The following is a 14,297-nucleotide window of genomic DNA, read 5'->3' on the forward strand; positions in this document are numbered from 1 at the left end:
GGCAACAGCATGGATCAGAGCATCATTAACAGCTACAACGAAGCCAAGAAATTATATGCAGCCCATGGGATTCATACGGATGAGGTACTGGAGAAGCTGGGGCAGATCAAAGTATCGCTGCACTGCTGGCAGGGCGATGATGTACGGGGCTTCCTGTTCAAGGATAAAGAGCTGAGCGGCGGTATTGCCGTGACCGGCAGCTACCCCGGCCGGGCCGGTACACCGGATGAGCTGCGTCAGGATCTGGAGAAGGCCCTCTCGCTGATTCCCGGCAAGCATAAGGTCAATCTGCATGCGATCTATGCCGATACGAAGGAGCAGGTGGATCTGGATGAGCTCGCGCCGCGCCATTTCACGAATTGGGTGGAATGGGCCAAGGAGCAGGGCTTAGGCCTTGATTTCAATCCGACCTGCTTCTCGCATCCGAAGGCGGCGGACGGGTTCACCCTGAGCCATGCGGACGAAGAGATCCGGAGCTTCTGGATTAAGCATTGCAAGGCTTCCCGCAGCATTGCCGAGCATTTCGGGCGCGAGCTGGGCCAGCCGTGTGTGACGAATTTCTGGGTGCCTGACGGATACAAGGATACTCCGGTAGACCGGCTGGCACCGCGCATGCGACTGAAGGAATCGCTGGATGAAATCTTCAGCGAGGAGATGGATCCGCAGTATACTATCGATGCCGTGGAGAGCAAGCTGTTCGGCATCGGCTCGGAGAGCTACGTGGTCGGATCACATGAGTTCTACATGGGCTACGCCCTTACACGCGGCAAGGCAATCTGCCTGGATGCCGGGCATTTCCATCCGACGGAAGTGATCTCGAACAAGCTCAGCTCCATCCTGATGTTCAGCGAGCAGCTGCTGCTGCATGTCAGCAGACCGGTCCGCTGGGATAGCGATCATGTGGTAACGATGGACGATGAGCTGCTGGAGATTGCCCGCGAGCTGGTTCGCGGGGATCTGCTGCCGCGTACGCATATCGGGCTCGACTTCTTCGACGGCAGTATCAATCATCTGGCAGCTTGGGTAATCGGCACGCGCAATACGATCAAGGCGCTGCTGCGCGCTATGCTGGAGCCGGTAGAGGAGCTTCGGGACATTGAACGGGCCGGAGATTACACCTCACGGCTGGCCCTGGTGGAAGAATTCAAGTCCTACCCGTTCGGTGCTGTCTGGGATTACTACTGCGCTTCGCAGGGGACCCCGGTCCGCGAGCAATGGCTGGCTGAAGTGAAGCGCTATGAACAGGATGTATTGGCTTTAAGATAAGATTAGGCTGCTGAAATTACAATGACTGCTGAAATAATAAATAACAAGTACCCGCACGCTTAGGGTGCATATAGAAGGAGAGAACATATGAGTACTTCCGTAATTGAATCCAAAGGGTATATCTCCGGCGTCACGGCGCCTTTTATCGAGGAAATGTCTGAAATTACCCATCACATGTGGTCCTTGGGCTGGGATGAGCTGAATGGGGGCAATGTCAGTTACCTCCTGGATGAAGAAGAGGTAGCCAAGTATATCAATATCCGCGAGCCGCTGCGCACGATCAGCCTTACCTTCCCTGTAGCCGAGCTGGCGGGCAAATACTTCATTGTTACCGGATCAGGCAAGTATTTCCGTAATGTGATCAAGGACCCGGAGGCCAATCTGGGTGTGCTGCGTGTCAGCAGCAGCGGCGAGAGTGTAGAGGTGTTATGGGGATTGCGTAATGGCGCTGTTCCGACCAGTGAGCTGGCTTCCCACTTCATGAGCCATATCGAACGGCTGAAGGTAGATCCGGCGCACCGGATTGTGCTGCATACCCATGCAACGAATGTAATTGCCATGACCTTCACCCATGATCTGGATGAGCTGAAATTCACCAAGACGCTGTGGGAGATGTGCACGGAATGTCTGGTGGTCTTCCCGGATGGCGTCAGCGTCATTCCCTGGATGGTGCCGGGGAGCAGCGAGATCGGCCGGGCTACCGCGGATAAAATGAAGGAGTACCGCGTAGTCATCTGGCCGCAGCATGGGATCTTTGTGACCGGGGCGACGATGGATGCCACCTTCGGACTGGTTGAAACGATTGAAAAGGCCGCGATTGTCTATAACCTGATCGGCGGAAGAGAGATTCGGCAGAAGATCACTGATCAGCAGCTGGCAGATCTGGCCGCAGCCTTCCGGGTGACTCCAAAAGCCGGAGTGCTGGACTTATAAGACTTATCGAACCGCTTAGACTGGCAGTCATTTGCATTTGCCGCCGGGAAGCGTCATACTATGCTTACTTAAAGTAATCATCAAGTAATCATCGTATGAAATGGAGGCTAGTGAATTATGAATGCTGCTGCATTGTTTGAACCTTTTGAATACGGGGGCTTGTCTCTCAGTAACCGTGTGGTGATGGCCCCGATGACCCGGGTGTATTCTCCCGGAGGCGTACCTGGTCCTGAGGTGGCGGCGTATTACCGCCGGCGCGCGGAAGGCGGGGTGGGCCTGATCATTACCGAAGGCACAGCCATCGATCATCCGGCGGCAGTCAGCCATCAGGATATCCCGAACTTCCATGGCGAAGCCGCTCTGGAGGGATGGGCGCAGGTCGTGCGCGAGGTGCATGCCGCCGGAGGCAAGATTATGCCCCAGCTCTGGCATGTCGGCATGGCCCGTAAGATCGGTGAGGAGCCTAACGCTTCGGCGCTGCCGATTGGCCCGTCCGGGCTGAATCTGGCCGGTGAGCAGGTGACGGAGCCGATGACGAAGAGCGAGATTCAGGCCATCGTCAGTGCCTTCGCCAAGGCAGCGAAGGCTGCCAAAGCCATCGGCTTCGACGGCATAGAGCTGCACGGCGCCCACGGCTATCTGATCGACCAGTTCTTCTGGGAGAAGACCAACCGCCGCACCGATGAATACGGCGGTGATCTGGAGGCGCGCACCACCTTCGCGGTGGAAGTGGTCGATGCCTGCCGCCGCGCGGTAGGACCGGATTTCCCGATTGTACTCCGCTTCTCGCAGTGGAAGGCCGGGGCCTATGATGCTAAGCTGGCCGAGTCTCCCGAAGACCTGACCCGCTTCCTGACCCCGCTCAGCAATGCTGGTGTGGATATCTTCCACTGCTCGACCCGGCGGTTCTGGGAGCCGGAATTCGCAGGCTCGGAGCTTAACCTGGCAGGCTGGACGAAGAAGATCACGGGCAAGCCTGCCATTACAGTAGGTTCTGTGGGATTGGATAGTGCGTTCACCAGTGCGGTCACGGAGAAGGACCAGGACGACAACATCGACCGTCTGCTGGAACGCCTGGAGAAGGGCGAATTCGATCTTGTAGCAGTAGGCCGGGCGCTGATCAGCGATCCCGCATGGCCTGCCAAAGTGCAGGCGGGCAAGATTAACGAGATTATTCCGTTCACCTCGGAGTCTACCAAGACATTGTTTTAATCAATAGAGCTTGATCTGTAACACCCTGTGCCAAGCCATTAGGTTAGACTTCAAGTCTATCCGCTCATGGCTGCCCGCATGGGGTGTTTTTTTGCGGGTGAATCTTTGAAGATGTACTGATTATGACTATTTCTTATAATAATGCCAATTTGCCAACACTCTTCTGTTTTCTCTCGAATATTGCTATTAATATAGCTTGATTTAGGTTGAGAGGGGAGCTGGAAATGGCAATTTTATCAACAGGACCGATTGAGAATAATATTGCAAGCAATACGGGGACCCGCCCGACGCAAAGGGTAACACTCAAAATAGACGGCCGCAATATAACCGGATTCTTCGATATCCTTATTTCGGGTTATACCCTGAACGGCATACGCACCTTATATGTGCAGGAGGAGATCAGTGTGGCCCCCTCCCAAGTGGTTACCAAAATTTACTATGCAGACTTGGATGCTTTTGAATTCGTGTTCAACACGACAGGAACGGCGGTCTCCGAAGCGCAGGTGTCCCTATGGGGCCAAAATACCAGCGGGCAGTTGGTGACAGCACACCGGCTGGTCTCGCAGGAGTTGCTGGGAGAAGAGGCAACAGGAGTCACCGGAGCTACCGGAGTAACGGGAGTAACGGGGGCGACGGGAGTAACGGGGGCGACGGGAGTAACGGGGGCGACGGGAGTAACGGGAGCCACGGGTGCGACGGGAGTAACGGGTGCAACTGGAGTGACGGGTGCAACGGGAGTGACGGGTGCAACTGGAGCAACGGGAGTGACGGGAGTAACGGGTGTGACGGGAGCGACGGGCGTATTGGCGTCATCTTATGCCTATATTTTCAATACGGGGGCCCAGACCGTGGCTACGGAAGCAGATGTTACTTTTGACAGCAATGAGAGTCTTGTCGGCTTCTCGCATACCCCTAATACAGCTCAGATTAATGTTGAGAATGCAGGAGATTATGCGGTAATCTATATTGTCACCGCAGTGGAACCGAATCAGTTCACGTTGTATCTGAACGGTGCACCTGTTGGTGGCAGTGTCTATGGTTCAGGAGCGGGAACACAGCCTAACCCCGGGATGGTGATTATCTCTGTAGTCCCCGGCGATGTAATCACTTTAAGGAACCATTCCAGTGCCGCTGCAATCAATTTACAGACCTTAGCCGGAGGAACGCAGATCAACTCCAACGCATCGATTTTGATCTATAGGCTTGGGGATTAGGACGTCCGGTGGCAAGCTGGTTGTAATAAATAAGTCCGGGACCTTACATTTAAGTCCGGGCTTTTTTGTCGTATTTTTTGTCGTATAGGAGATTATATTATCCCTCTGTTGTGGATAAGGGGGCATAGCGTGGGGAGAAGCACTCTTTGGATGATCCGGAGGCCGCATGAGTATATGAAGAGCTCAGAATGTATGCGAAAAACAGCATACATTTGCTGGCGCGTAGGCTGGTGGCCCGAATGTATGCGAAAAACAGCATACATTTGCTGTCGCGCAGGCTTGTGGCCCGAATGTATGCGGAAAATAGCATACATTTGCTGTCGCGCAGGCAGGTGGCCCGAATGTATGCGAAAAACAGCATACATTTGCTGTCGCGCAGGCTTGTGGCCCGAATGTATGCGGAAAACAGCATACATTTGCTGTCGCGCAGGCAGGTGGCCCGAATGTATGCGGAAAACGGCATACATTTGCTGGCGCGCAGGTAATCTCATCCACCCGAAGGGTGATTTTGTTGCGCTGGAGATACTCCTGAGTTGCGTGCCTCACATTGAAGCTCTAAGCAATGAAGTTATTTTAAATCTGGGGATTTTCCGATCGTACTCCGCTTCTCGTAGTGGAAGGGCAGGGCCTACGACGCTAAGCTGGAGGAGACGCTGGAGTATCTGGCCCGTTTCCTGACCCCGCTCAACAATACCGGGGTAGATATCTTCGCATTTACCAGTGCGGTTATGGAGAAGAATGAGGACGATAACATCGACCGTCTGCTGGAACGCCTGGAGAAGGGCGTATTCGATCTGGTAGCAGTAGGCCGGGCGCTGATCAGCGATCCCGCATGGCCTGCCAAAGTGCAGACAGGCAAGACGGATGAGATTATTCCGTTCATCTCCGCGGCGACCAAGACTTTGTACTAATAGATAGAGGTCAACACTACCACCCAGTGCACCCGTCATCAGCCTGTTCGCTGATGCCTTCGGGCATGGGGTGTTCTTTTTTGTCCGGGAAGCCTGATATCTTATCCGTTCGTTATCCCGGCCCTAGGCGGAAATTCTTCTCGCAAACGGCCTTCGCCTTATCCCCTCTGGATTTGTGAGTTGCGACTACCTCTCCGTCATACAGAATGGTGCAGCTGATCCAAGTGGCCGCTTCATCTTTTTCTGCCTGCACCTTGGTGGAATTCAGCGGGATGAAGGTGTCCTTGGGGACGTTAAATTCCTCTCGATATGGAAGTTCAATCGTATCCAGGTATACACTCTCCGGGTGCTTCCGGGCGTCGATGTCCACCTCCAGATTAACTGCCGAATCGCTGTCACTTTCAATCAGCACCTCTACACGTATGGCACCTGCATCCGGTTCAGCCTGTACTGGGGAGGGCTCAGCGACCATTCCATCCTTGGATTCTTGTGATATTCCGCAGGCCGATAATAGAAGCAGTACACTGGCCAGCAGGGCAGTCCTTCCTATTTTCCTGATCATCATCTCTATTTGTTTAGCTTTATTCATGCCGGTTCTCCTCTCTATGTCCAAGATAATATCCGATCATCTCATCTATAAAAGACATCATTGCGCGATCCATGCCCATTACGACAGGCTCTGCCCCGTCAGCGGGTCTAATCTGCTCCCAATACTTATCCAGCAGCTTGGCATCACCCTCGAATAGCTCCAGTGCCTTGTCGTACAACCGGCCCGCCAGAGCCTGAGCTTCAGAAGAATAGGGAGAGGAGGACATCATATCTGCTGCCTGTCCCATAATGTCTACAAGCTCCTCCAATCGCTGGTTGCTGCTGCCAAGCACAGGGAGATGCTGAAGAATCCAGGTTTCCTTAACCGTAAAGGGGGAGTCCTCCGTGAATTCGGCAGGTATGATTTCTCCGCTCAAAGGGCGGTTATTCATGGCACTAATGATGTGCGTCAGATCCTGCAAATTCTCCGTTCCCTTGAGCCGGATGGCATGAATGGTTGACCGGAGATAATACTGCTTGCGGCTTAGCTCTTCCTTCTTCTGTTCTATCAGCTCTATCTGCTCGTTTAATGAAGCGATCCAATGATCATCTTCTTGCGCAGAATGCTTATTCTCCAATAGCCCTTTAATCTTTTCTAAGGTATAGCCAATCGATTTCAGTAAAAGAATTTTTTGCAGCCGAAGGATGGCTTGATTATCATAATAGCGATATCCGTTCTCTGAGATATGTGCGGGTTGCAGCAATTCAATTTGTTCATAATGATACAGGGTTCTTTTGCTGATATTTGCGGTCTTCGCCAACTCCCCAATGCGGATCATAGTTACGTTCCCTCCTCAACAACACTATAAACGATAACGTATACGTTATAGTAAAGCTTTTAAATCCAACTTGACCCCGGACATAGAATGGTATCTATTGGGATTCTTATGATATAATTTTACACTAGAAAAGCTCTGAAAATACGGGGACATCAGCAGAGGATGTGTTAGTAGCATGGCGAAGGGGAGTAAGGATTACGGGCAGTATTTCGATTTCACGGATGCCAAGATCATCAGCGAGACTGAAGGCAAGACCACCTACCGGATCAAAGGCAGAAACGTACAGATCAACAGCCAGCCCGATTACAAGGAAGGCAAGCGGCGGGGCAAGGAAGAGATTGAAGTGCTGTATCATTTCGACATTCCGCCGGAGATGGCAGATTTCGGCGCAGGCAAGAGCTATCATATTACCACCTACGGCTGCCAGATGAATGAGCATGACACGGAGACGATGAAGGGAATGCTGGAGCAGCTCGGTTACCGGGCGGCTGAAGACCGCAGCGAAGCTGATATTATACTACTTAATACATGTGCGATCCGCGAGAATGCGGAGGATAAGGTATTCGGAGAGCTGGGCCATCTCAAAACACTGAAGCTCGAGAAGCCCGGCCTGCTCCTGGGGATCTGCGGCTGTATGTCCCAGGAGGAGGGCGTGGTCAACCGGATCATGAGCCGGTACGGCTTCGTGGATCTGATCTTTGGCACACATAACATCCACCGCCTGCCGGAGCTGATTAAGGAAGCGGTGTTCAGCCGCGAGCTGGTCATAGAGGTCTGGTCCAAGGAGGGCGACATCATTGAGAATCTGCCGAAGAAGCGGGAGGGTCTGCGCGCCTGGGTGAATATTATGTACGGCTGCGACAAGTTCTGTACCTACTGTATTGTGCCGTTCACCCGGGGGAAGGAGCGGAGCAGACGTCCGGAGGATGTCATTGCCGAGGTGCGGGAGCTGGCCCACCAGGGCTTCAAGGAAGTAACGCTGCTGGGGCAGAACGTGAACGCCTACGGCAAGGATTTTACGGACATTGATTATACCTTCGGCGACCTGATGGACGACATGCGGGGGATTGATATTCCGCGTATCCGGTTCATGACCTCGCATCCGCGTGATTTTGACGAACGATTAATTCATGTGCTGGGCAAAGGCGGTAATCTGGTGGAGCATATCCATCTGCCGGTGCAGTCAGGAAGTACAGCCGTGCTAAAGCGGATGAGCCGCAAATATACCCGGGAAGCCTATCTGGAGCTGGTCCGTAAGATTAAGGCAGGCGTGCCGGATGCGGTGCTGACTACCGATATTATCGTCGGCTTCCCCGGTGAGACGGAGGAGCAGTTCGAGGAGACACTGTCCCTGGTGCGCGAAGTAGGGTATGATATGGCGTATACCTTCATTTATTCTCCGCGCGAAGGGACTCCGGCAGCCGGGATGGACGATAATGTTCCGTCAGAGGTTAAGAGCGCGCGTCTCCAGCGTCTGAATGATCTGATCAAGGAGCAGAGCCGTCTGGGGAATGAGCGGATGCTGGGCCGGCGGGTGGAGGTATTGGTGGAAGGTACGAGCAAGAATAATGCCCGGATGCTGGCCGGACGTACCCGTGACAGTAAGCTGGTGCATTTTGAAGGCCCGTCCTCCCTGATCGGCACACTGGTGCAGGTGAGCATTACCGGCGCGAAGACTTGGTACATCCAGGGGGACTATCAGGCGGAAGCCGCAGCGGTCCTCTAATTATAGAGAAATGAGGCGAGAAGAATGAGCCAGGAAGAAGCACGACTGAATGAATATGGCATGCAGACCCACAATACCCGGGATTTAATTGTCCGTGAAGATATTATGGGCAAGGCGAAGGACTTGGCTGCACTCATCTCCACCAGTGAGGAGGTCCGCCATTTCCAGCAGGCCGAGCAGAAGATTCTGAATCACGAGCGTGTGCAGGGACTCATTGCTACGATTAAGAAGAAGCAGAAGGAGATCGTGGCGTTCGAGAGCTTCAAGAACCAGGCGATGGTCGCGAAGATTGAACGTGAGATTGAAGAGCTGCAGGATGAAATCGACAGTATCCCGGTCGTGAACGAGTTCCAGCAGAGCCAGAGCGACATCAATTATCTGCTGCAGATGGTGATTTCAGTGATCAGGGATACCGTTTCGGATAAAATCAATGTGGAAGCAGGCACTGAAGCGCCGCCCTCTACATGCGGAGATTAATGCAGAACACCCCGGGGGCGGATGTGAATCCGTCCCTTTTTACATAGTCAGCGGGCCGGCTCCGGTTGATTTTGGGCGGACAGGTTTGGTACATTAAAAGATACGAACAACAAACAATAGCTGCGGCAAAGGATGATCTATAGTGACTGAGAACGCGGAACAAACCTATAACGCCAAGAAGTACCGCACTCCGGATGGCGTTCCGGCGGATATTGTCATGTTTACACTGACCAAGCGCGAGCGGAAGACCGTCACGAAGACGCTGCCGCTGCGCGAGCTGAAGGTGATGCTGGTCCGGCGCAAAAAATGGCCGTGTGCGGGCATGTGGGCCCTGCCGGGCGGCTTTTGCCAGGAGGATGAATCGATCTATGATGCCGCTACGCGCGAGCTGAAGGAAGAGACCGGCGTGGACGGCGGGCATTTGGAATATCTCGGCGTCTACAGCCAGCCGGGCCGGGATCCGCGCGGCTGGATTATCAGCCATGCCTTCTTTGCACTGGTGGAAGAGTGGATGCTGGAGCAGCGGCAGGCCTCGGATGATGCAGGCGAGGTGGGCCTGTTCACACTGCAGGAAGCGCTGGAGGAGCTGGAGCTGGCTTTTGACCACCATGATATTATTACCGATGCCTACCTGCGGATTCAGCAGCAGATGCTGCAGACGACGATTGCCCGGCAGTTTCTGCCGCGCCATTTCACGCTGAGCGAGCTGTACCAGGTGATTCAGACGGTGGTGCCGGAATTCAAAGAACCGAATTTTATCCGCAAAATTACGTCAACACGCAGCCGTCAGGGTATATTAAAAGAAGTGAGCGATGAAGCGGGGAATCCGCTCAGCTCCAATCAATACTCCCAGCGCCCGGCACAGCTCTATATGTTCACGGACCATGAGCCGTTATTATCCATTTATACGTAAGCTGCCGGGAAGTGCAGGCCCATTAACCTTTTAGGAGGCTATCCTACCATGAGAGCACTGATTGTAATTGATTTCACGAATGATTTCGTTGACGGGAACCTGCCTGTCGGCCAGCCCGGCATCGATATTGCACCCCGAGTCAGTGAACTGACGGAGCAATTCGTGCGCAGCGGGGACTATGTGGTGATGGCTGTAGATCTGCATGAAGCCGATGACCCGTACCACCCGGAGACCAAGCTGTTTCCGCCGCATAATCTGCGGGGAAGCGAGGGGCGTGAGCTGTACGGCAGCCTGAAGGCTGTCTACGAGGCGAACCGGGAAGCCATCTATTGGATGGATAAAACGCGTTACAGCGCCTTCTGCGGCACGGATCTTGCGCTGAAGCTGCGTGAGCGGGGCATTACCGAGGTGCATCTGATCGGGGTATGTACGGATATCTGTGTGCTGCATACGGCAGTGGATGCCTACAACCACGGCTTCGGGATTACGGTGCATGAGGATGCCGTAGCCAGCTTCAACCCGGACGGCCACGTGTGGGCGCTTGGACACTTCCGCGGCAGTCTTGGCGCGAAGGTTGTCACAAATACAACAGTGTAACGACTAGGAGATGAGGACTTGAGGAGAGAACTTGCTCTACATACAGACAAATACCAGATCAATATGATGTATGCCCATTGGATGAATGGTACACACAAGCGCCGGGCGGTGTTCGAAGCCTACTTCCGCAAGCTGCCGTTCGGCAACGGGTTCGCTGTGTTCGCCGGGCTGGAGCGGATCGCCCAGTACATCGCGGAGCTGCGGTTCACGGAAGAAGATATCCGTTACCTGTCAGAGCAGGAAGAGAACTATGCGCCGGCCTTCCTGGAGGAGCTGCTGCAGTTCCATTTCCAGGGCAGTCTCCATTCCATGAAGGAAGGGGCCCTTGTGTTCCAGGATGAACCGCTGATCAGGGTCGAAGGCACGATTATGGAGGCGCAGCTTGTCGAGACTGCGATCCTGAACTTCATGAACTATCAGACACTGATTGCTACCAAGGCGTCACGGATCAAGCAGGTGGCCCCGAGTGATACGCTGCTGGAGTTCGGAACGCGCCGCGCGCAGGAAGCGGATGCCGCAGTCTGGGGCGCTCGCGCCGCTTATGTCGGCGGCTTCCATGCGACTTCTAACATGCTGGCCGGCAAAAAGTTCGGCATCCCTACGAAGGGCACCCATGCCCATTCCTGGGTGCAGAGCTTCCCGAGCGAGCAGGAGGCGTTCGACGCCTACGCGCGAGTAATGCCGGACGGCGTGACGCTGCTGGTGGATACCTTCGATACCTTGCGCAGCGGTGTGCCGAATGCGATCAACACGGCGAAGAAGCTGGAAGCGCAGGGCAAACGGATGAACGGCATCCGGCTGGACAGCGGTGACCTTGCTTATCTGTCCCGCAAGGCACGCGAGATGCTTGATGAAGCCGGGCTGCAGTATGTGAAGATTGTGGCCTCCAACGATCTGGATGAGAACACCATCATGAACTTGAAGTCACAAGGGGCGGCAATTGACACATGGGGGGTCGGAACCCAACTGATTACCGCTTCGGATCAGCCTTCACTGGGCGGCGTCTACAAGCTGGTCGAGATTGAAGCGCCTAGCGGCGAGATGATCCCTACGATCAAGATCTCTTCCAATCCCGAGAAGGTATCTACGCCCGGCAAAAAGGAAGTCTACCGCATTATCGGGCAAAACGGCAAGGCGCTGGCTGATTATATCAGCTCCGCCGATGAGCCTGCACCCCGCAGCGGTGTCCGGCTGAAGCTGTTCAACCCGCTGCATCCTTATATGAAGAAGCATGTGGAGCGTTACGACGCGGTGCGGATGCTGGAGCCGATTGTGGTGAACGGATTCCAGGTCTATACTCTGCCGGAGTTGGCGGAGATCCGCCGTTACCATGAGGAGCAGCTCGACCTCTTCTGGCCGGAGTACCTGCGCAAGCTGAACCCGGAAGTCTTCCGCGTGAATCTCAGCGAACAGCTATGGAACCGCAAGCAGCAGCTGATTGCGGAGCACATGATTACAGATGTAGAATAGAACCTGGTATGAATTTCATTAGAACCGGAATATAGTCAGCCCTCTCAGGCCTGCCGTGTGAACTCGGCGGTAGGCCTGAGAGGGCTTTTCGTGTGAGCGACCATCTGCTCATTGACAGCAAGTCTCTGAAATCATATATTAAATATGTTAGGTTTTACAGATTTGGAAGAAAGATACCTGATTTTGCAACGAAAGTATAAGCGCTTTAAAATTCGTCCTCAAGCTCATGATAACCGCTACGCTATCTACTGTAGCCGCCACACTCGAAGGAGGAGGTGAGCTTTTCCGCAGTTGTCTGTTCACTTAACCAGCAAATCTATACGGCATCTACCAAACTTATGAGGAGTGATAGAGTTATGAACAAACCAGCGAGGCGCAAGCTGCATTTGACAAGTCTGATGCTTTTATGTGTGGCCATGTTCATCCTGCCTGCCGGGTCCGCCTTCGCAGCAGTCAACAAGCCGTTCCCGCAGCACACAACCTACACGAGCGGAACCATCAAGCCGAACAATGTCACGCAGACAGTCATGGATAACGCTGTTAAGTCCAAATGGGACGCATGGAAAGGCGCATACCTCAAACCGGCTGGCACCGGCAAGTATTATGTGAAATATAATTCAGCCGGGGAGACCGTATCGGAAGCTCAGGGCTACGGGATGCTGTTCACCGTCCTGATGGCCGGCTATGACGCTAACGCGCAGAACTATTATAATGGACTCTATAATTATTACACCGCACACCCGAGCTCTATTAATCCTTACCTGATGTCCTGGAAGCAGAACAGCAGCTTCCAGAATGTCGAAGGCCAGAATTCGGCTACAGACGGCGACATGGATATTGCCTACTCCCTGCTGCTCGCCCACAAGCAATGGGGAAGCAGCGGAACCGTTAACTACTTGCAGGCTGCGACCAATATCATCAATGCCATCATGAATAATGACATCAATCAGTCCCAGTGGACGATCCGTCTCGGAGACTGGGCGACCAGCGGCTCCTATAACACAGCCACCCGACCTTCAGATTTCATGGTGAATCATTTCAAAGCCTTCCAGGCCGCTACCGGGGATGCCCGCTGGCAGAATGTAACGAACAAGACCTACACCTTAATCAACAGCCTCTATACGGGTTATAGCTCTGCAACCGGTCTGCTTCCTGACTTCGTAGTCTATTCTAACAATACCTATAAGCCTGCTGCGGCGAATTTCCTGGAATCTCAGCGTGACGGGGATTACAACTATAATTCCTGCCGGGTGCCATGGCGGATTACCACCGATTATCTGCTCACCGGTGATAACCGCGCTTTATCCCAGCTGAACCAGCTCAACACCTGGATTAAGGCCAAGACAGGAGGCACGCCGGGCAATATCAAGGATGGCTACAAGCTGGACGGAACCACCTTTGGCAGCTACAACAGCGGAGCCTTTTACGGCCCCTTCGGTGTAGGCGCAATGACCTCATCCGCGAACCAGAGCTGGCTGAACTCCCTCTGGAGCCATACGGCGAACAGCGCAGCAGAGGACTATTATGAAGACAGCCTCAAGCTGTTCTCGATGATTGTCATGTCAGGCAACTGGTGGGCTTACTAAGCGTTCCCTGGCAGCTTCCCGGTGTAAACTGGTGAAGCTGCTTTTTTTAATTGATTGCGTGCCCAGAGGCACGCATTATCTAGTTGGTGAAAGTCCAACCAAAGGAGGGACCAAGCCACCTTTGTAGCTAGGATGCTTGCGCATGGCGAAATCTGTGCGTAAAAGCGCATCGACAAAAGTACCGGTCAGAGACTGGGCGAGCAACAATCCAGGCCGCAACATGAAGTGAATCTTGCCGCGTCGTCAAAAAGGCCCTGCGAAGGGGATGAGAGGATGCCGAGTCTCGAATCAATAGACGAAGGCCAAGGAAACTGTACAGAACTTGGAACAGCAGTGAAGAATCCTCCGGCGTATAGGGAACGGCATGGATTGAAAGATAATGCAGTGAACTGGGGAGACCCTCCCCCACACGGAAGAAAAAAAAAGAAAAAAAAAGAAAAAAGAAAAAAAAGAAAAAAATTTTTTTTAGGAACCCGTAAAGAGACGCTCTATAAGTCCAGAAGACGAAATGAACCGTCTGTGGGAAGGGAGTCCGAGGGGCTTATAGTACCGAAGAACCTAAGGACAACATAACCTTAGGGAGGGAAGGAGCCCTGCTTTGTTTACGCTTTTGGAGGAGGTACGA

At 53.5% G+C, this 14,297-nt stretch carries 14 protein-coding genes; 12 read left to right on the forward strand and 2 right to left on the reverse strand.

Annotation, left to right across the window (positions count from 1 at the left end):
• Window positions 1-9 precede the first annotated feature (9 nt).
• From rhaA to NSS64_RS10435, 5 genes are all read left to right on the forward strand, one after another.
• Window positions 10-1,266 (forward strand): L-rhamnose isomerase, encoded by a 1,257-nt coding sequence (gene rhaA, locus NSS64_RS10415; RefSeq protein ID WP_341140029.1) that lies wholly within the window; start codon window positions 10-12, stop codon window positions 1,264-1,266.
• A gap of 87 nt (window positions 1,267-1,353) precedes the next feature.
• Window positions 1,354-2,199, forward strand: a complete 846-nt coding sequence (gene rhaD / locus NSS64_RS10420) for a rhamnulose-1-phosphate aldolase (protein WP_076078780.1) — start codon at window positions 1,354-1,356, stop codon at window positions 2,197-2,199.
• A gap of 117 nt (window positions 2,200-2,316) precedes the next feature.
• A complete protein-coding gene (locus tag NSS64_RS10425) occupies window positions 2,317-3,411 on the forward strand; it encodes an NADH:flavin oxidoreductase (RefSeq protein ID WP_341140030.1) in 1,095 nt (364 codons plus the stop codon).
• Window positions 3,412-3,635: 224 nt separating this feature from the next.
• Window positions 3,636-4,625 (forward strand): BclA C-terminal domain-containing protein, encoded by a 990-nt coding sequence (locus NSS64_RS10430; protein WP_341140031.1) that lies wholly within the window; start codon window positions 3,636-3,638, stop codon window positions 4,623-4,625.
• Between the two features lie 728 nt (window positions 4,626-5,353).
• A complete protein-coding gene (locus NSS64_RS10435; protein ID WP_341140032.1) occupies window positions 5,354-5,536 on the forward strand; it encodes a hypothetical protein in 183 nt (60 codons plus the stop codon).
• A 112-nt stretch (window positions 5,537-5,648) separates the two neighbouring features.
• On the opposite strand, the gene NSS64_RS10440 is transcribed toward NSS64_RS10435, so the two are convergent.
• Entirely contained in the window at window positions 5,649-6,125 is a 477-nt protein-coding gene (locus NSS64_RS10440) for a hypothetical protein (protein WP_341140033.1), read from the reverse strand.
• Window positions 6,118-6,903 carry a MerR family transcriptional regulator gene (locus tag NSS64_RS10445; RefSeq protein ID WP_341140034.1) on the reverse strand — a complete coding sequence of 262 codons (786 nt, stop codon included), beginning with the start codon at window positions 6,901-6,903 and terminating at the stop codon, window positions 6,118-6,120. The genes NSS64_RS10440 and NSS64_RS10445 overlap by 8 nt, the downstream gene beginning before the upstream one ends.
• Window positions 6,904-7,078: 175 nt before the next feature.
• On the opposite strand from NSS64_RS10445, the gene miaB reads away from it, so the two are divergent.
• The 7 genes from miaB to NSS64_RS10480 all read left to right on the forward strand — a co-directional run bounded on the left by miaB (window position 7,079) and on the right by NSS64_RS10480 (window position 14,245).
• Window positions 7,079-8,629 (forward strand): tRNA (N6-isopentenyl adenosine(37)-C2)-methylthiotransferase MiaB, encoded by a 1,551-nt coding sequence (miaB, locus tag NSS64_RS10450; RefSeq protein WP_341140035.1) that lies wholly within the window; start codon window positions 7,079-7,081, stop codon window positions 8,627-8,629.
• A gap of 24 nt (window positions 8,630-8,653) precedes the next feature.
• A complete protein-coding gene (locus NSS64_RS10455) occupies window positions 8,654-9,106 on the forward strand; it encodes a RicAFT regulatory complex protein RicA family protein (protein ID WP_076086829.1) in 453 nt (150 codons plus the stop codon).
• 142 nt (window positions 9,107-9,248) lie between these two features.
• Entirely contained in the window at window positions 9,249-10,019 is a 771-nt protein-coding gene (locus NSS64_RS10460) for an NUDIX domain-containing protein (protein WP_036699096.1), read from the forward strand.
• Window positions 10,020-10,067: 48 nt separating this feature from the next.
• On the forward strand, window positions 10,068-10,616 hold the full coding sequence (locus NSS64_RS10465) for a cysteine hydrolase family protein (RefSeq protein ID WP_340940217.1): 549 nt from the start codon (window positions 10,068-10,070) through the stop codon (window positions 10,614-10,616).
• An 18-nt stretch (window positions 10,617-10,634) separates the two neighbouring features.
• Entirely contained in the window at window positions 10,635-12,086 is a 1,452-nt protein-coding gene (locus NSS64_RS10470; RefSeq protein ID WP_341140036.1) for a nicotinate phosphoribosyltransferase, read from the forward strand.
• 356 nt (window positions 12,087-12,442) lie between these two features.
• Window positions 12,443-13,672 (forward strand): glycosyl hydrolase family 8, encoded by a 1,230-nt coding sequence (locus NSS64_RS10475; RefSeq protein ID WP_341140037.1) that lies wholly within the window; start codon window positions 12,443-12,445, stop codon window positions 13,670-13,672.
• A 273-nt stretch (window positions 13,673-13,945) separates the two neighbouring features.
• Window positions 13,946-14,245, forward strand: coding sequence for a hypothetical protein (locus NSS64_RS10480; RefSeq protein ID WP_341140038.1), 300 nt, complete (start codon window positions 13,946-13,948; stop codon window positions 14,243-14,245).
• The last annotated feature ends 52 nt before the right edge of the window (window positions 14,246-14,297 follow it).

The organism is Paenibacillus sp. FSL H8-0122, from assembly GCF_038005345.1.
In the GTDB taxonomy this organism is placed as follows: Bacteria; Bacillota; Bacilli; order Paenibacillales; family Paenibacillaceae; genus Paenibacillus_AQ.